Origin of the sequence: Nocardia sp. NPDC057668 (assembly GCF_042799795.1) — a bacterium.
Classification (GTDB): Bacteria; Actinomycetota; Actinomycetes; order Mycobacteriales; family Mycobacteriaceae; genus Nocardia.
This window is the reverse complement of record NZ_JBHVIC010000001.1, coordinates 1005837-1023739: the sequence shown is the minus strand read 5'-3', so window position 1 is coordinate 1023739 and position 17903 is coordinate 1005837. Positions and strand designations below refer to the sequence as shown.

Below are 17903 nucleotides of genomic sequence, written 5' to 3'. Positions count from 1 at the left end.
TCCGCATTGCTAATCGATAGCTTCGCGGGGAAGCGGAGATAACAGCGCGATGAGTATCGCCCGCTAGGGTGCTGTTTCTGGCGCGTATGCGGCCTGTTTCGCAGGGTGGAGATGAGTCTGCTCAGCGAGTTAGGGTCCGATTCCATGGCTGCCGAAACGTCGAACGTACGCGTCGAGAGTGAGTTCGCGCCGTTGCGCACCGTGGTCGTCTCGCGGAGTGAATTCCGGGCTCCGGACAGTGCGGCAATCCTCGGGCATTCGATGCCGGTGGAGGCCGGCGCCGTCGAGATCCTGGAAGCGGTCTGGGGGCGGGACTTCGGTGCGGTCTACCCCGAGAAGCAGATCCGGTGGGAGGCCGAGCGCGACGAACTCGCGGTCGTGCTGGAACGGCACGGGGTGGAGGTGCTGCGGCCGCGACTGTTCACCGATGACGAGAAGGCGGCCGCGGGGCAGACGGGGTACGCGAACTTCTTCGTCCGCGATCCCTGGTTCACCGTGGCCGACCACGTCATCGAAGGGGTGCTGCAATTCCCGCACCGGCGCATGGAGGTGCTGCCGAGCCGGGATCTGCTGCTCGAGCGGGTGCTGCCGTCCGCCGCGGCATACGTGTCGCTGTTGCAGCCGGGCAAAGCGCCCCTGGGCCACCCGGGACCGGGCCCGTTCCTCGAGGGCGGCGACGTGCTGGTGCTGGGCGAGTATGTCCTGGTGGGTCATTCGGGCATGGCCACCGACGAACTCGGCGGCCGCTGGCTCGCGAAATACCTGGAACCCTTCGGGCTGACCGTGATTCCGGTCCGCCTCCCACCGCACGTGCTGCACCTGGACTGCGCGCTCGGCCTGGTCCGCGACGGCCTGCTGATCGCCTGCCCCGACCGGCTCCCCGGCGGGCTGCCCGCACCCCTGCGCGGCTGGGAAGTGATCGAGGTCAGCGAGGAGGAGGCCGCGGCCATGGCCACCAACGGCCTGCCCATCGACGAGCACACCTACATCACCGATCCCGAATTCGCCCGGGTCGGAAAGGAACTGCAACACCGCGGCATCGCCGTGGAGTACATCGACTTCTCGGTGTCCCGGCTGTTCGGCGGGGCGTTCCGCTGCTCGACCCAGCCGCTGCTGCGCGCCAACTGACCCGCGCCACAATGACTCCGGCGGTGTGGCATTCGATCGCACGCATCGGCGGACAGTCAGCGGAAAGCGCGGCGGTAGGCGTGGGGGCTCACGCCGGTCGTGCGTTTGAAGCGTTCGCGGAAGCCCGCGGGGGAGCCGAAGCCGACCCGGTCGGCGATGAGTTCGACCGAGTCCGAGCTGGTTTCGAGGAGCTGTTGGGCGCGGCGGACGCGGGCGCGGTGGACCCATTGCAGGGGTGTGCTACCGGTCTGGTCGGTGAAGCGGCGCAGCAGGGTGCGGGCGCTGACACCGGCGTGCGCGGCGATATCGGCGAGTGTCAGCGGGCGGGAAAGGTTTTCCTGAATCCAGAGCAGGGTCGGCTCCAGGGCGGCGCCCGTCGGAATCGGCGTGTGATCGTGCGGGATGAACTGCGCCTGGCCGCCTTCGCGTTCGAGCGGCATGACCGCCTGGCGGGCGGCGTCGGCGGCCACGGCCGAACCGTGGTCGCGGCGAATCAGGTGCAGGCACATGTCGACTCCGGCGGCAGCTCCGGCGGAGGTGAGGAACTGACCGTTGTCGACGTAGAGCACGTTGGGATCGACTTCGATCGCCGGATGCCGGGCCGCGAGGAGTTCGGCCGCCATCCAGTGGGTGGTCGCGCGCAAGCCGTCGAGTAGACCGGTGGCGGCGAACGGGAAAGCGCCCGAACAGATGGAGGCGATCCGTGCGCCCCGCGCGGCGGCCGCGATGAGAGCGGCCCGGGAGTCCGGCGACAGGGGCGCGGTGGGTTGGGCGATACCCGGAATGATGACGGTGTCCGCCGCGGTCAGTGCGTCCAGGCCGCGGGGGGCGCGCAGGGTGAAGGTCCCGGTCTCGACCTCGGGCCGCTCGGCGCAGACCAGCACCCGATAGCACGGCCGGCCGCCGGGCAGGCGAGCCCGGCCGAAGGCTTCGACCGGCGTTGCCAGGTCGAAGGGGATCACGCCATCGAGCGCCAGGACCGCCACCGTGTGCACGAATCCGAACATACGGGTGGCGGCGAGAATCCAGCGAAAGCTGTCGCCAATGCCACTGGGGCGGCGGGGTCGCACGCCATAGCGTCGATGAGCGAGCGAAACGAGTTCGCGCACCGACCGCCCGGAGGCATTGATGACCGGCACTTCGCCGCAGCCCGACCGCATTCAGATCGCCATCCTGGCCTACCCGGGCATGACGGCCCTGGATTCGATCGGCCCGTACGACGTCCTGCGTGGGTTGCCGGGCGCGGAGATTCGTTTCGTCTGGCACGAGCCCGGGCCAATCACCACCGACAGCGGGGTGCTCGTGCTGGCCGCGACGCATTCGCTGGACGAGACGCCCGCGCCCGACATCGTGCTGGTGGGCGGGTCGATTCCGGCCACCATGGCCACCGCCGCCGACGAGAAGGTGCTGGCGTGGCTGCGGCGCGTGCACGAACACACCACCTGGACCCTGTCGGTATGCAGCGGATCGCTCATCCTGGCCGCCGCGGGCCTGCTGGACGGGCAGCCCGCGACATCGCACTGGGCCGCCCAGTCGCTGCTCACCGGGCTCGGCGCGAAACCGCAGCGCGACAAGCGGATCGTGCGGTCGGGCAAGATCGTGACCGCCGCCGGCGTCTCGGCCGGGATCGATCTCGGACTGTGGCTGATCGGCGAAATGGCCGGGCCCGATCGTGCCCGGGCGGTGCAGTTGGCGATCGAGTACGACCCGCAGCCGCCGTACGACAGCGGCCACCCGAGCAAGGCGACGGCGCAGACGAAGCAGGCCGCCGCGCGCCTGACGAAGGATCTGGCCACGCCCCGCGAGCTCGGGGGAGAGTTTCTGAACGGGTCGAAAGTGCTGTGGTCCAGTGCGATTCGACGGGCTCGGGCCCGGTTCGCGCGCGCCTGAGGAGCGTCCGTTCCCGGTATCGAGCCGGGTGGTTCTCGCCGGGTTCGAGCCGTGCCGGTGCGGGTGCGCACCAGGTCGGGTCGGTGGTGCAACCGCCTGCGCCCCACCGCGATCGATGCGCGGTGGGGCGTACGATCACCGGCCGGTCCGGCGGGTGATCGGCTCGGCGGTGATCAGGAGAAGTCGGCGAGGTGGTCGGTGACCCATTCGGCGTAGCCGCGCGGGGCGTGGCCGGTCAGATCCTCGACCACGGAATTGACCTGGGCCGGCTTGCCGACGGTCGCCGCCATCAGGTCGAACAGCGCGTTGATGAACGCCGGATCCATGAAGTTCGCCATCTGCGCCCGCACCGGGGCGTCGTCCAGCTCCTCGAAGACCAGCGGACGGCCCAGTGCCGCACCGAGAATCGCGACCTGGTCGACCTGGGTGAGCGAAGCCGGGCCGGTGAGGTCGTAGACCTTGCCGGCGTGTCCGCCCGGAAGCACCGCCGCGGCCACCTCGGCCACGTCGTTCTCGTGCACGACCGACGCGGACGCCTGCCCGTAGGCCGCCCGGATCACGTCGCCGCCCGCCAGCTGCATGGCGAAGGTCAGCGAGTTGATGGCCGGGAACAGCAGGCGCAGGAACGTCCACTCGATGCCCGACTCCTCGATCGCGAGTTCCACGTCGCGGTGGTACTGCGCGATCACGTCGGGCTGGGTCGCGCTGCCGTCGACCACCGCGCCCGAGGACAGGAACACGATGCGCCGCACGCCCGTTCGCCGCGCCGCGGCCACCAGGGGTGCGACGTCCATCTGATACGGCAGCACCAGGAAGATCGCCTCCACGCCCGAAAGCGCCTGCACCAGCGACTCTTCCGAGGTGAGGTCGCCCACCACGACCTCCGCGCCCGCGGGCAGCCCGGCCGATTCCGGGCGACGGGTGAGCGCGCGCACCGGCTGTCCCGCGGCCAGCAGGGCGTCCACGGCCTGACGGCCGAAGTGAGCGGTGGCGCCGACAACGAAGAACATGAGATTTCCCTTCATGCGCGGCGGTCGTTCCGCCCGCGCTCCATGACTGTAACAGAACGGAATGATCTATTCCAAATGAATTCTGAATCCGAGCTGTACCAGCGTGAACGCGCGGTACGCGGCCCACCGGCTACGCGACCCGGCAGCTACGCGGCCAGACAGCTACGCGGTGTGGCGGCTACGGAGCCTGACAGCTGCGTAGTGTGGCGATTGTGCGACCTGGCGACCGTGCGGTTCCGGTTGTGTAGCGGTACGCGAACGCCCGCGACCACAGTGGTCGCGGGCGTTCGGGTTGGCCGGACTTGTTGCCGGGCGGGGGGTTCGGGGCCTACAGCAGGATCGCGCCGCTCGTCGGATTGCCCTCGCGGGCGATCGCGGAGTAGGCGGCGGCCAGGAGGGAGGGGTCCGGGCCCTCGAGGCGGCCGGGCTTGGCGAGGCCGTCCAGGACCACGAAGCGCAGGACGCCCGAGTGGGTCTTCTTGTCGCCCTGCATGCTGTCCATCAGCTGGGGGAGCGCGTCGGCGTCGTAGGTGGTCGGCAGGCCGACGCTTTCCAGCACCGCGCGGTGGCGCTCGGCGGTGGCATCGTCGAGGCGACCGGCCAGGCGGCCGAGCTCGGCGGCGAAGACCAGGCCCACCGACACGGCCGCACCGTGCCGCCAGCGGTAGCGCTCGCGGCGCTCGATGGCATGGCCGAGGGTGTGGCCGTAGTTCAGGATCTCGCGCAGATCCGATTCCTTGAGGTCGGCGGCGACCACGTCGGCCTTGACCTGGATGGCCCGGCTGATGAGCTCGGGCAGCACCGTGCCGGTCGGATCCAGCGCGGCCTCGGGATCGCGCTCGATCAGTTCGAGGATCACCGGGTCGGCGATGAAACCCGCCTTGATGATCTCGGCCATGCCCGCGACGATCTCGTTGCGCGGCACGGTTTCCAGGGTCGCCAGGTCCACCAGCACGGCGGCGGGCTCGTGGAAGGAGCCGACCAGGTTCTTGCCCGCCTCGGTGTTGATGCCGGTCTTGCCGCCGACGGCCGCGTCCACCATGGCCAGCAGGGTGGTCGGCACGTGCACGATGGCCACGCCGCGCATCCAGGTGGCGGCCACGAATCCGGCCAGGTCGGTGGCCGCGCCACCGCCGAGGCTGATGATGGCGTCCTTGCGGGTCAGCCCGATCCGGCCCAGCACCTCCCAGCAGAAACCGGCGACCTGCAGGTCCTTGCCGGCCTCGGCGTCCGGGATCTCGATGCGATGCGCGTCGATCCCCTTGTCCGCGAGCGCCTTACGCACCACCTCGGCGGTCTCGGCCAGCGGCGGCTGATGGAAGATCGCGACGGTGCGCACGCCGTTCCGCCCGGTGACCTCCTCGACCAGGTCGCCCAGCAGGCCCCGGCCGATGATCACCGGATACGGGTCTGCGGTGCGGACCTCGATGCGGGTCGGCTCGCTCATGGATGCTGCTCCGATTCTTGTGAAGGTGTGTCTGGTGTCTGCTCGCCGTTGGCCCGCGCCCGCGCTCGGGCCCGCCGGGCTCTGGCGCGCCGGGATCGGCCGGCGCCGGGCGTGGCCGGTGCGACCGAGTTCGGTTGCGCGCCGCCGGAATCGGCGTGGGCGCCCGACTCCGCGGCCGGGGCGGCCGAACCCGATGCGGGGGTACCGGACCCTGCGCCGGGCCGGTGCGGCGTGGGGGTAACCGACGAGCGGCCCGAGGCGTCCGATGCGGAAGCGGCCTCGCTCCCTGAGCCGGGGGTTCCGGACCGGCCGGTGCCCGGATGCGCCTGGGCGACCGCGCCGCCGGGGTTGTCACTCGAGCCCGAACCCGCTGCGGTACCGGGGTTTCCGGGTGCGGCGCCCGAGGGGGTGCTGTCCGCGTGCGGTGCGGCCGAACCCGCGGGTCCGGCCGGGCGGCGGCCCCGGCGGCGGGAGCGGCGGCCGCGTCCGGCCGTGGAATCGCCGGTGGGTACGGTGCCGTCCGCGGTGCCGGCGCCCGATGTGGTGACCGGCTCGGCGGAGCCGGATCCCGCGGGGGTGATGGCTGAACGCGCGGCCGCACCTGCATGCGCAGCCACGCCGGAACCGGTGGCCGCGCTCGACCCGGGAGCGGTTTCCGGCACGACACCGGCCGAACCCAGGCCGGACCCTGCCGTACCGGGTGATGCTGTCGCCGAACCGGTTTCAGCACCCGGGCGGGTGCCGTCGGCCGCCCGGGGCGTGCCGCCGTTCGCCGCCGCCTGTGACTTGCGGCCCCGTCCGCGGCCGCGTCGGCGGCGCGACGGGGTCTCGCCCTTGCCCGGCGCCGGAGCCCCGGTGCCGTCGCCGGCGGACGTCGGATTCGCCGTCGAGTCCGCCGAATCCCGTTCGGCGGCGGTCGCGGTGGCCGCCTGCTGCGAATCCCCGCGACCCCGCCCGCGCCGGCGACGCCGGCGTGAGCGGGAACGGGTGGACGCGCCGGCCTCGGTGGCGGGGGTGGGCAGCTCGATGACGAGTTCCTCGGGCGGGAGGGTGGACTCCAGGCCGAGCTTGCCCAGGATCATCCGCACCACGCGACCCGGGCTGCGGCCGTCGGTGCGCACACGCACCGAGGCCACCTCGCGGTACAGCGGGCGGCGGATCTTCATGAGCTCGCGGTACTTGGCGGCGGGATCGTCGCCGTTCAGCAGGGGACGGTTGGTGCTGGCCCCGGTGCGCCGAAGTCCTTCGCCCACACTGATTTCCAGGTAGACGACGGTGCGCCCGCGCAGCAGTTCGCGGGTGGCGTCCGAGAGCACCGAACCGCCGCCGAGCGAGACGATGCCGTGCCCGGCCAGCACCGCGGCCCGCACCACCTCTTCCTCGATGCGGCGGAATTCGGGTTCGCCGTCCTGAGCGAAGATCTCGGGAATGGTGCGCCCGGTCTCCTCCTCGATCCCGGCGTCGGTGTCATAGAGGTCCACGCCGAGTTCGCGGGCGAGCTTGCGGCCGATCGTCGACTTGCCCGCGCCGGGCGGACCGACCAGCACCACACTCGGCGGCCGCTGGTCGGCTGCCTCTGTCACTGTGGCGCGTTGCCCGAGGGAACGTGCGGGCGCGCGTTGATTCGCTTCACATAGCTGGTGACGTTGTCGACGGTCTCGGCCAGCGAGTCGCCGCCGAACTTCTCCAGCACGGCCTGCGCGACGACGAGCGCCACCATGGCCTCGGCGACCACACCGGCGGCGGGTACCGCGCACACGTCCGAGCGCTGATGGATGGCGACGGCTTCGTCACCGGTCGACATGTCGACGGTGGCCAGCGCGCGGGGCACGGTGGAGATCGGCTTCATGGCGGCGCGCACGCGCAACGCCTCGCCGTTGGTCATGCCGCCCTCGAGCCCGCCCGCGCGGTTGGTCGAGCGGAGCACGCCGTCGGGGCCGGGCTTCATCTCGTCGTGGGCCTGGCTGCCGCGGCGGCGAGCGGTCTCGAACCCGTCGCCGACCTCGACGCCCTTGATGGCCTGAATGCCCATGAGCGCGGCCGCGAGTCGCGAATCCAGGCGCGCCTCACCGCTGGTGAACGAGCCCAGGCCGACGGGCAGACCGTCGATGACGACCTCGACGACGCCGCCGAGGGTGTCGCCGTCCTTCTTGGCGGCCTCGATCTCGGCGATCATGGCCGCTTCGGCGGTCTTGTCGAACGCGCGCACCGGGCTCTCGTCGATGGCGGCCAGATCGGCGGCAGAGGGCACGAAGCCGGTGGTGTCGGCGGCCGTGCCGATCGAGATCACGTGCGAGATGACCTCGACCCCGAGCGCCTGGCGCAGGAAGTTCTTGGCGACGGTGCCCGCCGCGACGCGCGCGGCTGTCTCGCGGGCGCTGGCGCGCTCGAGGACGTTGCGGGCATCGTCGAAGCCGTACTTGAGCATGCCCGAGTAGTCGGCGTGGCCCGGGCGCGGACGGGTGAGCGGGGCATTGCGCGCGAGCTCGGCGAGCTCGTCGGCGTCCACCGGATCGGCGGACATGACCTGGGTCCACTTGGGCCACTCGGAGTTCGCGACCTCGACCGCGACCGGTCCGCCCATGGTGCGACCGTGCCGCACGCCACCGACGAGGGTGACCGCGTCGGCCTCGAACTTCATCCGCGCGCCACGGCCGTAGCCGAGTCGGCGCCGCGCCAACTGTGCGGCAACATCGGCAGAGCTCACCTCGACTCCGGCCACCATCCCCTCGAGGATCGTGACAAGAGCAGGACCATGGGATTCCCCGGCAGTTATCCAGCGCAACACGGAATACATCTTTCCATGGGAATCCCGTTACCCGGACATGCAGGTCCGGCGCGAGCCCGAACCCGGGCCCCGGCGGCGACCCGTTCACGCTGCGGAGACCAGTGCCAGCAAACTCGCCGCGCACATCGCCGGGCCGTGCGGCACCGTGCGGTCCGCGATCGTCGAAAGCGGGGAATCCCGTGGTCGAGCGGCCTGTACGAGCGCCGGCGCGAGGCTCGCGGCGGTGGTGAGCGCGGGCGCGGCCAGGGCCGCCCACACCCACGCGTGCGCTCCGCCGAGCGCGGTGGCCGCGCCCAGACCAGCGGCGAGTTTCACATCTCCGGCGCCGAGCGCGGCCGGCGCGCAGAGATGAACCAGTAGATAAGGACAGACCAGCAGCAGCGCCCCGAGCGCCGCTGTCCCGGCTCGGCCCTGCAGGAACCCGTAGCCGAGCACCCCGGCCACCCCCGGTGCGGTGAGCGCGTTGGGCAGCCGCCGCTCGCGCAGATCGATCCGGCTCAGCACCGCGCACCAGAGGGTGAATACGACCAGCCCCGCGATCTCCATGCGTCGAGCCTGCTCCGAATCCGGCCCGCCCGGCGCCGCGGATCGCGAAATGTGGACAACCCCTTGGCATGTGAACACCCGAGGTTTCGCCTACACCCCGATTGACGTGTTGCATGTCCGTGTTGCCGTGTGTCAGCGGTAGCTTTGACGCATGTGTGCTGACCACGATCCGGCCGGTCGCCCCGACTACGCGGTGCGCCGGGCCAACCTGCGGAACCTGCTGGTCGAGAACCGCGTCGACGCTCTGCTGGTGACCGATCTGATCAATATCAGGTACCTCACCGGATTCACCGGTTCCAATGCCGCGCTGCTGGTGTACGCCTGGGACAGCGGCGAGGACCGCACCGTGCTGTGCACCGACGGCCGGTACATCACCCAGGTCGGCGAGCAGGCCCCGGATCTGCGCGCGGAGATCAATCGCGCCAGCGCCCGCCGGGTCATCGAGATCGCGGGGGAGTGGCAGACCGGACGGGTCGGGTTCGAGAGTCACGTCGTGACCGTCGACCAGCATCGCGGTTTCGTGAATCAGGGCTGCGGCCTGGATCTGGTTCCGGTCGCGGGTCTGGTGGAACAGCTGCGCATGGTCAAGGACGCGGTCGAGGTGGAGTTGCTGCGCCGGGCCTGCGACGCCGCCGATGCGGCGCTGGCGGTATTGCTGGAACGTGGCGGCATCCGTCCCGGCCGCACCGAACGCCAGGTCGCCCGGGACCTGGAATGGCTGATGTTCGAGCACGGCGCGGACGCGGTCTCCTTCGAGACCATCGTGGCCGCGGGCGCGAATTCGGCCGTGCCGCATCATCGTCCGACCGAGGCCGTACTGGCCGCCGGCGACTTCGTGAAACTCGATTTCGGCGCGACGGTCGCCGGGTATCACTCCGACATGACCCGCACCTATGTCCTCGGGCAGCCCTCGGACTGGCAGCGAGAGATCTACGATCTGGTTCACGCTGCTCAGCGGGCCGGATGCGATGCACTCGCGCCGGGCGCGTCGACCCGGGCGGTGGATCGGGCCGCGCGGTCGGTGATCGAGGCGGCGGGCCACGGGGCGCTGTTCGTGCACGGCCTCGGACACGGGGTCGGACTGCAGATCCATGAAGCGCCCGGACTCGCCAAAACGGGCACGGGTACACTTCTCGATGGCGTGGCGGTGACCGTCGAGCCAGGTGTGTATTTCCCCGGCCGTGGCGGAGTCCGGATCGAGGATACGCTCGTGGTTCGCCAAGGGGGCCCGGAGCTGCTCACCCGCACCAGCAAAGACCTTACCGTCGTCGAATGACGTCGGTTTGCCAGCACGGCGAGCCGTGAATGGAAAACGAGAACAGGAGATCCGAGGACAGTGGCGGATACCAGCGACTTCAAGAACGGCCTCGTGCTGAAGATCGACAATCAGCTGCAGCAGATCGTCGAGTTCCAGCATGTGAAGCCCGGTAAGGGTCCCGCCTTCGTGCGCACCAAGCTGAAGAACGTCGTGTCCGGCAAGGTCGTCGACAAGACCTTCAACGCCGGCGTCAAGGTGGAGACCGCGACCGTCGATCGTCGCGACATGACCTTCCTGTACCACGACGGCTCGGACTACATCTTCATGGACGGCGACACCTACGACCAGATTCATCTGGGCGAGCAGTTGCTGGGCAAGAGCGCGGGCTTCCTGCTGGAGAACATGGGCGTGCAGATCGCGATGCACGAGGGCGAGGCGCTGTTCGTCGAGCTCCCGGTCTCCATCGAGGCCGTCGTCACCCACACCGAGCCGGGCCTGCAGGGCGACCGCTCGAGCGCGGGCACCAAGCCCGCCACCATCGAGACCGGCGCCGAGATCCAGGTCCCGCTGTTCATCAACGTGGGCGACAAGCTCAAGGTCGATACGCGCGACGCCTCCTACATCTCCCGCGTCAACTCCTGACGCGCGGAGAATGGTGACCGTGGCCAATCAGCCCCAGGACAAGAAGCCGGGCTTCAAGAAGCTCGGTGCACGGCACAAGGCGCGCCGCCGTGCCGTGGATCTGCTCTTCGAGGCCGAAGCTCGGGATATCGATCCCGCCGAGCTGCTCGCCGAACGCGTGTCGCTCTCGGTGCGTGACGATTCGGTGGCCCCGGTGAATCCGTACACCCGGGTGCTGGTCGAAGGCGTCGCCGACGATCTGGACCGGGTGGACGGCACCATCGAGTCCTATCTGCAGGATTGGACGCTGCCCCGGCTCCCCGCCGTGGACCGCGCCATTCTGCGGGTGGCGGTGTGGGAGTTGTTCCACGCCAACGACGTCCCGCCCGTGGTGGCCGTGGACGAGGCGGTGGAGCTGGCCAAGGAGCTGTCCACCGACGATTCCCCCTCGTTCATCAACGGGGTGCTCGGCCAGGTGGTGACGGTGGCTCCGCAGGTGCGGGCCGCGGCCGCCGCCACGCGCGCACCGCGCGCGGGCGACGAACAGCAGTAGCGAAGGAGAAGCGCAGGGTGCGCAAGTATTTGGTTCTGGCCATGCGCACCCCGCGCTTCGATTCGTCCGTGGCGCAGCCGCATCGCGAATGGCTCGAGGTCGTTCGCGCCAACGGCCAATTGGTCGAGACCGGCAAGTTCACCGACGGGTCCGGTGGCGCGTACGTCATTCTCGCCGAATCGCTAGACGCCGCACGGGATCTGGTTTTCACCGATCCCATTCACACGACCGGCGCGTCCGAACTCACCGTGTACGAGTGGGAGATCACCGGCTGATTCTCAGTGGTGGTGCTGGTGTTCCTCCACCCAGCCCGCGGTGACCATCTGCACCGCCGAGCCGTCCAGGTCGGCGAGTTTCACCCCGGTGAATCCGCGTGCCCAGGACGAGGTTTGCACCCGGAACGCGGGTTCTTCCGCGGTCAGGGTCGCGATGATGGGCGCGGCCGCCTCCTCGGAGGTCTGAGCGTTCCGGAACGCCCCCACGGTGCGTTCGACATAGTGCTTCAGCGCCGGCGCGTACGGGCCCGCCGCGGCGATCATCGCCGGGATGTCGAGTTGCTGGCCCGCGATGAATTCGCTTGCCACCGCGCCGGGTTCGACCACCGAGATCTGGACGCCGACCGTGGCCGCCACCGGAGCGAGGGATTCCATGAACCCCTCCACGGCGAACTTGGCCGCGCAGTACGCCTCGTTGAACGGCTGCCCGATCACGCCGCCGACGCTGGTCACGGTGATGATCCGGCCGCCGGATTCACGCAGCAGCGGCATGGCCGCCCGGGTGACCTCCACGACGCCGAAGTAGTTGACCTCCATGGACTTCCGGATGACGTCCATGCCCATCTGCTCGACGGTGCCCACGAAGCCCGCGCCCGCGTTGTTGACCACCGCGTCGAGCCGCCCGTGCTCGGCGACGACCTTCTTCAAGCAGCTCGCGATCGAATCCGGTTCGGTCACATCGAGTTCCTCGATCTGTAAGCGCTCGGTGACCCCGGCCCGCTCGGCCGCCGCCCGTAAGTCGTCACCGCGCCCGGTGTCGCGCATGGTCGCCACCGTGTGCCATCCGGCATCGGCCGCCGCGACCGCGGCGGCCAGCCCGATACCCGAGGAGGTGCCGGTAATGAGAACGATCTTCGAGCTGCCCATCGGGGCCTCGCTTCCGGACTCGTGATTCGACACTGCTGTCGCTGGTACGCACTCTATGCGCGGCCGGCGGGATATTCGGGCATTCCGTCCGGCACGACCGATATCCCCCGACTCGGGTGCCCGGGAGCGGGTCGGGTCTGCGCGCTGTGTGCCCGGGCCGGGTTCGGCAAGCTTGGACTGTCCGGGTCCCGAGGCGGGTGTGCCCCGGTCCCGGGTTCGCGCGCGGCGGGGCCGCACGGGCCGGAAGACCCGTGCGGCCCCGAGCTGGTCCCCGGAAAGGGGCTAACCGCGGGGGTGAAGGACGATGGTTCCCTTGACGGCTCGGTCGGCGATCAGCTGATGGGCGCGGGCCGCCTGATCGAGGGGCAGCACGCGGTCCACCAGGGGAGTGAGGGCGCCGGTCGCGGCGCGGGCGAGGACGGCGGTGCGGGCCGCGGCGACCCCGGCCAGCCAGGCCGGGCCGGAGCAGCCGGTGAGGGTCAGGCCGCGCATGATCAGGTCCATGGCGGTGACCTGGGCGGGTGCGCCGCTGAGCCAGCCGTAGCTGAGCAGGTGGCCGCGCAGGGGGGTCATGAGATCGAGTAGGGCCGTGGCGGATTCGCCGCCGATCGAGTCGAAGACCACGTCGAGGGTGGTGTCGCCGAGGAGCTCGCGCAGGCGGCGGGGCCACTCGGGGTCGTTGTGATCGATCACTTCGTCCGCGCCGTTCGCGCGGGCGAGGTCGGCCTTGGCCGGGCCGCCCGCCGTGGCGATGATCCGGGCCGCGCCGAACTCCTTGGCGAGCTGGGTGAGATAGGCGCCGACGCCGGTCGCGGCGGCTTCGATGAGGACGGTTTCGGTGCCGGTCAGGCGGGCGGTCTCGAGCAGCGGCAGGGCCACCGAGCCGCTCATGGACACCGCGGCCGCGGCCTCGGCGGTCAGGCCGTCCGGAATGAGCACCGCGGATTCGGCTGGGGCACAGACCTGTTCGGCGTAGGTTCCGAAACTGTTGCTGGCCACCAGTACTCGCCTGCCGAGCAGGGCGGGGTCGGTGTCCGGGCCGAGTTCGGTGACCACGCCCGCGGCCTGGGTGCCGAAGACCAGGGGCAGCGGGGCGGGCATGGGGAACGCGCCCGCGCGCAGCATGGTCTCCGGGAACAGCACGGGGATCGCCTCGGTGCGCACCAGCACTTCTCCGCGCTGCGGCCGGGGCGCGGAGACGTCGCGCACCTCGAGCACCTCGGGTCCACCGGTCGCGGTCATGACGATTGCCTGCATGTGAGATCCTAACTTGACTAGCGGTCAATATACGCAGGAGACGATATGGACCGACGGTCAAGTTGTCAACGGGAGTGTGCTGCCGAGCGGTTCGGTCACGCAGGCCCCGCGCCCATCGGTCGGCGGCATGCGCGAGCCCGGCATAATCCGCGGGACGGTGCGCGCGTGCGAGCCTGTGCGGGCGCCGTCGCGGACCGGTACCGACGAAAGTGGAGAGATGCCCGCTGAAAAGCCGAAAGAGCGTGCCGACGCCGCGCGCAACCGGCGCGCCATCCTCGACGCCACCCGCACGCTGCTCGCCGAGCACGGCGCCGAGGCGCTGACGATGGATCGGGTCGCCGCGGCCGCCGGCGTCGGCAAGGGCACGATCTTCCACCGCTTCGGCAGCCGCTCGGGCCTGCTCTACGCCCTGGTGGCCGAGCCCGCCGAAACCCTCATGGCCGCAATAGCTTCCGGCCCGCCGCCGCTGGGTCCCGGCGCCCCCGCTCCCGATCGTCTGCTCGCCTTTTTCGACGCGATGACACTCATGATGGCCGACAATGTCGAGCTGATGGCCGCCTACACCGGGTCTGCGATGCCACCCCATCCCCGCACGGCAGAGTTCCATGCCACCTGGGACGACCACATCACCGTTCTTCTGGGTGAGGCGCGGCCCGACCTCGACGCCCAGGCTGCCGGCCGTCTCCTGTTCAGCTCCGTCGGCTCGGAAGTGGCCCGGGCCATGGTCCGGGCGGACGAGGTCGACCGCCTGCGGACGGCGATCCGTCAGCTGGTGGAATCGGTTCTGCGCCAACCTCTCTGACGGCGAGCGTGATCCGGTCACGGCCATCCCGGCGAGAGTTCGGCCGGGCGTGGGCCGCCCCGAATGAAAACGCCTACTCGGGTCGCCCGACCTCGTAGGTTCCGTCCAGGTCCACGATCCGGATCGTGACATTCTTCGGCGCACCCGCGACGTTCACCGTGCACAGGTATTCGGAGCCGGGCGTGACCAGCATCCGTTCGGGGCAAGCAATATCGGTGACGTCGTCGATGCCGTAGCTGTCCCGCAGGATCAGGGTGATTCCCCGGCCGACGCTGTCGTTGTCCAGCCTGTCGGGCGCCCCGATGGACCCCAGATCGATTCCGCCCCCGATCGATTCGTTCGCCGCGGCGTGCGCCTGCCCCGGCAGCAGGCAGGCGGCGATCACCCCGGCCGAAGCGAGTGCACTGACGGTGGCGGTACGAACGGCGTTCTTGCGCACGGTCTCCCCCTGCTCGAATCCAGCTGCTATCGCGGTGGACGCTATCGGGTAACCGCCGTGGTGGACAGTCGTGCTGGTGACGACGGTCCACCGTGCGAGCGCACCCCCGCCGTCACTCCCGGTCGAAAGCCCAGAGCGCGGCGGGCCGGCCGGTAGCCTTCACGCGCACGCGTTCGCCGGTGCGGGACAGGCCGGGGAGGGCGGCGAGGGTGCGGTTCAGATTCCCGGGGTCGGGGCGGTCGCCGGTGAGGGCGGCGGTCAGGTCCACCGCGCGGGTCGCTGGGAAGTGTTCGCCGATCAGGGGGCGGGTGAATGTCAGGTTCTTCCAGAGCATGTCGGCGAAGAGGGAGCGGGCCGTGCCGAGGATGCGGTTGTGATCGAACGCCAGGGGCGGGACGTCGTCGAAGGACGGCCATCGGGCATCGTCGGCGTCGTGGTCGCCGATGACCGCCCACATCGCGATCGACAGGGTCGGGCCGCGGGGATCGCGGTTCGGCTCGTCGAAGGTCGCGAGCTGGCCGACCGCCAGGATCGCCTCCGCCGGCACCCCGAGTTTGGTGTGGACCGCGCGGCGCGCTGCCGCGTCCAGGCGCTCGCCGCGGCCGAGCAGCACGCCGGGCAGGGCCAGCTCACCGGCGAACGGCTCCCACGCCCGGGGGGCCACCCCGAGGGTGGGGACGGGGTCATCGGGCCCGTAGCGCAGGGCGATGACATCGATGGATACCGCGGACTGTTGCTCCACAAGTGGACAATCATGCCTCAGCGGGCACCCGTAGCGTGCGATCGGATCGCTTCGGGCCGTGCGCGGTGAGCACCACCGGCACGCCGAGGACGGTTTCGAGATAGGCGGGCACGTCCGCGGGCAGGTCGGTGAGGGCGGGAACGGCCTCGCAGAGCAGCTCGGTGAGCCGCTCCTGATGGCCGAGGTCGCGCCACGGCCCGCAGTCGAGCCGGTCGAGGAACCCGGTGCGGGTGAGATAGCCGGTGGCGGTGCGGATCTCGCCGAGTACGTCGAGGTGATTGACGGCCAGGCCGTCGATGCCCGCGCAGGCGTCCACGGCATAGCGCAGCAGCAGCGGATCCAGGTGCCCGATGCGAAACTCGCCCTGATAGCGCCCGGTTCCGTTGTGCCGCTCCGGAATCGACAGCGCGGCATCCTCGGTGGGAAACGGTCCCGCGCCGTGCCGGGTGAGGTAACCGCGCGTGACGCCCAGGACGTAGCCGGGCGCTCCGATCCGCGACAGCATGGCCCTGGCGTTGCGCGGCTCCACCGTCGACCAGGTCGTGTACGGGTGCAGCCCGCGCCATTCATCGAGCAGCACGCCCTGCGCGCCCTCGAAGACCAGTCGCCCGTGCGCGGCGAACCCGGCCAGCTGATCGCCGGGCAGAATGCGCACCGCCCGGGCGAATTCGGCGTACACCGCGACCAGATCGTCGATCGAGTCGTAGCGATGCGCTCCCGTGCCCAGCAACGGCCGGTAGTGCTCCTCGAGCGCGATCAGCTTGCGCCGCAACACCTCCGGCCGCCGGCAGTCCGCGACCCGGGGCGCGTCGTTGGTCAGCGCGTAACTCGCGGTCTCCCCGATGCCGACGCCGCACGAACCGTGCCGGGCGGCACCCCGCGTATCCTCCCGGCAACGATTGGCGGCCCCGTGAATCGGGGTGGTGAGCAGTGCGCGCTCGTCCACGTACAGCAGCGACAGCGGTTCGGGCACACCGAGTTCGGCGAGCGCCCGCGCCTCGGCCGCCAGCGCGAGGGGTTCGACCAGCATGTGCTTCGACAGCAGGGTCGGCACCCCGGAGAAGGTGCCGGACCCGAACTGCTGGAAGGTGTGATGCCGCCCGTCGGCGATCACATTGTGGGCGGCCTGTGCCCCGCCGTTGAAGCGCACCACCGCCGACACGTCCAGGCCCGCCGCGGGCGAGCACAGCCAGTCGACCGTGGCGCCCTTGCCCGCGTCGCCGAACCCGAGGTCGACGACGATCAGATGCCGGTCGCCGAACATCACAGTCTCCCTTGCTCGCCGGAACTACTTCGCGAAATCGACATCGTCGTCATCGGCGCCGGGCGCGGGCAGCGCACCGGTGCTGCGCGGGCGACGCACCGCGCCGACCGGAGCCAGTGCCCTGCCGACCGCGTCCGCCGCGGTCCCGGATCCGATGTCGCGCAGATCCGCCAGTCCCGCACCGAGATCGACGCGATCCTCGCCGATGCCGATGGTCAGCGCGATGAGCTCGCACACGGCCGCCGGATCGTCCAGTCGCAGGAAGCGCTCACCGAGCAGCCGCTGCCAGTGCTCGCCGATCTCGGGATCGTTGTAGTAGCTGGACTGATTGGGCAGGATGTAGTGCACATGCCAGCGGTCGGTGAGCTCGCGATAGACGGACTCGACGGAGATGTCCTGGTTCACCCTGTCCCCGATGACCTTCCGAATGTGCTTGCTCGCCAGGCGCGGCTTGTTCAGCTCGTCGCCGACGATGAACAGGTAACCCTTCTGCCCGCGCTTGTCCCAGGCGTCGGTGGCGGTGTGCCGGGCGATGAAATACGCCGCCAGCTCGTAGCTTTCGGACTTCTGCCCGCCGCCACCGCCCTCGAGCAGGATCAGCCGCAGCTGCTCGTCCATGCGGTTGTCGGACTCGAACTGACCGACCTGCAACGGAACCCGGTCGGTGTCGGCGTCGCCGATGCCGCCGAACAGGATCTGCGGATCCTCGGCATAGCCCTTGCGCTGCAACAGCCCGTGCAGCTTGCCGAGCTTCTCCTGCATGATGCGCGGTACCAGGCCCATCGAGCCGGTCACGTCGAACAGCACCGCGATGGGCAGCGAGTTCCCGTGATCGTCGGAGTCGCGGCACTCGCGCATCGCCACACCCTTGGGATCCAGCTCCGGGTGCGCCTTCCATTTGTCCCACGGCACCGAGGCCATGTCGGCGGTGTAGCCGAAGTCGTCGATGCCGCGCGCGGCGCGGAAGGTGCGGGCCGCGTCGTACGCGCTGTCGTCCCAACTGCCGTAACCCATGG

The 17903-nt window shown here is 70.3% G+C and carries 18 protein-coding genes and 1 pseudogene; 7 read left to right on the top strand and 12 right to left on the bottom strand.

Going from position 1 to position 17903, the window contains the following annotated elements:
- Positions 1-144: 144 nt before the first annotated feature.
- Positions 145-1128 (top strand): dimethylarginine dimethylaminohydrolase family protein, encoded by a 984-nt coding sequence (locus tag ACFVBH_RS04810; protein WP_378999837.1) that lies wholly within the window; start codon positions 145-147, stop codon positions 1126-1128.
- A 56-nt stretch (positions 1129-1184) separates the two neighbouring features.
- On the opposite strand, the gene ACFVBH_RS04805 is transcribed toward ACFVBH_RS04810, so the two are convergent.
- The gene (locus ACFVBH_RS04805) at positions 1185-2123 is read right to left on the bottom strand and encodes a GlxA family transcriptional regulator (RefSeq protein WP_378999835.1); all 939 of its coding nucleotides are present in this window, start codon (positions 2121-2123) and stop codon (positions 1185-1187) included.
- 133 nt (positions 2124-2256) lie between these two features.
- On the opposite strand from ACFVBH_RS04805, the gene ACFVBH_RS04800 reads away from it, so the two are divergent.
- Positions 2257-3018 (top strand): DJ-1/PfpI family protein, encoded by a 762-nt coding sequence (locus tag ACFVBH_RS04800; protein ID WP_378999833.1) that lies wholly within the window; start codon positions 2257-2259, stop codon positions 3016-3018.
- A gap of 173 nt (positions 3019-3191) precedes the next feature.
- Here ACFVBH_RS04800 and ACFVBH_RS04795 read toward each other — a convergent pair whose 3' ends face one another.
- From ACFVBH_RS04795 to ACFVBH_RS04775, 5 genes and pseudogenes are all read right to left on the bottom strand, one after another.
- Positions 3192-4028 carry an NAD(P)H-binding protein gene (locus tag ACFVBH_RS04795; protein WP_378999831.1) on the bottom strand — a complete coding sequence of 279 codons (837 nt, stop codon included), beginning with the start codon at positions 4026-4028 and terminating at the stop codon, positions 3192-3194.
- A 328-nt stretch (positions 4029-4356) separates the two neighbouring features.
- Entirely contained in the window at positions 4357-5475 is a 1119-nt protein-coding gene (gene aroB, locus ACFVBH_RS04790) for a 3-dehydroquinate synthase (protein WP_354991879.1), read from the bottom strand.
- 1064 nt (positions 5476-6539) lie between these two features.
- Positions 6540-7058, bottom strand: a pseudogene (locus ACFVBH_RS04785) (shikimate kinase); the annotation flags it as partial.
- Complete coding sequence (gene aroC, locus ACFVBH_RS04780) at positions 7055-8263, bottom strand: chorismate synthase (protein WP_354991742.1); 1209 nt, start codon at positions 8261-8263, stop codon at positions 7055-7057. The pseudogene ACFVBH_RS04785 and the gene aroC, both read right to left, overlap by 4 nt.
- An 84-nt stretch (positions 8264-8347) precedes the next feature.
- On the bottom strand, positions 8348-8809 hold the full coding sequence (locus ACFVBH_RS04775) for a prepilin peptidase (protein WP_378999828.1): 462 nt from the start codon (positions 8807-8809) through the stop codon (positions 8348-8350).
- Between the two features lie 151 nt (positions 8810-8960).
- Here ACFVBH_RS04775 and ACFVBH_RS04770 point away from each other — a divergent pair, with 151 nt between their 5' ends.
- The 4 genes from ACFVBH_RS04770 to ACFVBH_RS04755 are packed head-to-tail and all read left to right on the top strand — an operon-like array spanning position 8961 to position 11516.
- Positions 8961-10085 carry a M24 family metallopeptidase gene (locus ACFVBH_RS04770; RefSeq protein WP_378999826.1) on the top strand — a complete coding sequence of 375 codons (1125 nt, stop codon included), beginning with the start codon at positions 8961-8963 and terminating at the stop codon, positions 10083-10085.
- 60 nt (positions 10086-10145) lie between these two features.
- A complete protein-coding gene (efp, locus tag ACFVBH_RS04765; RefSeq protein WP_354991739.1) occupies positions 10146-10709 on the top strand; it encodes an elongation factor P in 564 nt (187 codons plus the stop codon).
- A 19-nt stretch (positions 10710-10728) separates the two neighbouring features.
- Positions 10729-11241 carry a transcription antitermination factor NusB gene (nusB, locus tag ACFVBH_RS04760; protein ID WP_354991738.1) on the top strand — a complete coding sequence of 171 codons (513 nt, stop codon included), beginning with the start codon at positions 10729-10731 and terminating at the stop codon, positions 11239-11241.
- Positions 11242-11258: 17 nt separating this feature from the next.
- Positions 11259-11516, top strand: coding sequence for a YciI family protein (locus tag ACFVBH_RS04755; RefSeq protein ID WP_378999822.1), 258 nt, complete (start codon positions 11259-11261; stop codon positions 11514-11516).
- A gap of 3 nt (positions 11517-11519) precedes the next feature.
- Here the strand turns inward: ACFVBH_RS04755 and ACFVBH_RS04750 are convergent, their stop codons facing one another.
- Together ACFVBH_RS04750 and ACFVBH_RS04745 are read right to left on the bottom strand one after the other, a co-directional pair.
- Positions 11520-12383, bottom strand: coding sequence for an SDR family oxidoreductase (locus ACFVBH_RS04750; protein ID WP_378999820.1), 864 nt, complete (start codon positions 12381-12383; stop codon positions 11520-11522).
- A gap of 282 nt (positions 12384-12665) precedes the next feature.
- Entirely contained in the window at positions 12666-13640 is a 975-nt protein-coding gene (locus tag ACFVBH_RS04745) for a zinc-binding alcohol dehydrogenase family protein (RefSeq protein WP_378999818.1), read from the bottom strand.
- 217 nt (positions 13641-13857) lie between these two features.
- On the opposite strand from ACFVBH_RS04745, the gene ACFVBH_RS04740 reads away from it, so the two are divergent.
- Positions 13858-14442: a TetR/AcrR family transcriptional regulator gene (locus ACFVBH_RS04740; RefSeq protein WP_378999816.1), complete on the top strand. Its 585-nt coding sequence runs from the start codon at positions 13858-13860 to the stop codon at positions 14440-14442.
- A 73-nt stretch (positions 14443-14515) separates the two neighbouring features.
- Here the strand turns inward: ACFVBH_RS04740 and ACFVBH_RS04735 are convergent, their stop codons facing one another.
- The 4 genes from ACFVBH_RS04735 to ACFVBH_RS04720 form a co-directional block, all read right to left on the bottom strand.
- On the bottom strand, positions 14516-14881 hold the full coding sequence (locus ACFVBH_RS04735; protein WP_378999814.1) for a DUF4333 domain-containing protein: 366 nt from the start codon (positions 14879-14881) through the stop codon (positions 14516-14518).
- Positions 14882-14993: 112 nt separating this feature from the next.
- The gene (locus tag ACFVBH_RS04730) at positions 14994-15623 is read right to left on the bottom strand and encodes an NUDIX hydrolase (RefSeq protein WP_378999812.1); all 630 of its coding nucleotides are present in this window, start codon (positions 15621-15623) and stop codon (positions 14994-14996) included.
- Between the two features lie 10 nt (positions 15624-15633).
- Entirely contained in the window at positions 15634-16887 is a 1254-nt protein-coding gene (locus tag ACFVBH_RS04725; protein WP_378999810.1) for an adenylosuccinate synthetase, read from the bottom strand.
- A gap of 24 nt (positions 16888-16911) precedes the next feature.
- Positions 16912-17901 (bottom strand): hypothetical protein, encoded by a 990-nt coding sequence (locus ACFVBH_RS04720; RefSeq protein WP_379001587.1) that lies wholly within the window; start codon positions 17899-17901, stop codon positions 16912-16914.
- Between the last annotated feature and the right edge of the window lie 2 nt (positions 17902-17903).